The organism is Campylobacter concisus (assembly GCF_002913545.1).
Lineage (GTDB): Bacteria > Campylobacterota > Campylobacteria > Campylobacterales > Campylobacteraceae > Campylobacter_A > Campylobacter_A concisus_AV.
This window is the reverse complement of sequence record NZ_PPBR01000045.1, coordinates 1-764: the sequence shown is the minus strand read 5'-3', so window position 1 is coordinate 764 and position 764 is coordinate 1. Positions and strand designations below refer to the sequence as shown.

The window sequence follows — 764 nt, the reverse complement described above, 5'->3', positions numbered from 1 at the left end:
TCGGCCGACAACTCTCTGCTCCGAACCTATGTGAAAAAGATCCCGTTTGGTCATGTGAGCTTTAACCGCATTTCCGAGCTTTCGTCGCTTAGCTGGCGGATTGTGGATGAAAATTTGAATTTAGACGAGGCCAAAGAGCAGTTTGAGGGTGTCATGCGTATCGGGGCAAATAAATTTACAAGCTCGCTTATTTTAATAAGCCTTGCAAATGCGGCATTTTGCAGGCTTTTTGTCGGCAATGCGGGCTCGGTCGTATGCGTATTTTTCGCTACGCTCGTGGGATATAGCCTTAAATTTGCACTTGCTAAAATTGGCGTAATTTTAAAACTCCAGTACGTTTTGGTCTCGTTTGTCGTCTCTTTTATCGCTTATCTTGGCGTATTTTACGGCTTTACGCATACTAGCGACGTCGCGATCGGCTCGTCGATACTCTTTTTGATGCCGGGCGTTTTTCTCATAAACTCGGTCTTTGATATCCTAAACGACAACACGCTCGTAGGTATCAGCAGGGCCGTGAGCACGGGCATCCTGATACTTTGTATCGCGGTGGGCGTCTATATCACGCTCTCGCTTAGCAATGCGGAGATTTTACATGTTTGAGCTTTTTACCGCGACTCTTATAGACGGCGCTTTTGCCGCTGTGGCGGGGCTTGGTTTTGCCTACGCTAGTTCTCCGCCTAAAAGGACTCTCGCGTTTTGCGCGCTGCTTGCGGCGTTTGCGCACGCTAGTCGCTTTTGGATCATGCAGATGGGATTTTTTAACA

General features: G+C 47.9%; 2 protein-coding genes. Both read left to right on the top strand.

Annotated features, from left to right (window positions below; genetic code table 11):
• Positions 1-600 (top strand): threonine/serine exporter family protein (locus tag CYP05_RS03295; RefSeq protein WP_103641987.1); only part of this gene is annotated, 600 nt, incomplete at its 5' end.
• Positions 593-764, top strand: a 172-nt coding sequence (locus CYP05_RS03290) for a threonine/serine exporter family protein (protein WP_181000386.1), incomplete at its 3' end; no start/stop codon positions are given. The genes CYP05_RS03295 and CYP05_RS03290, both read left to right, overlap by 8 nt.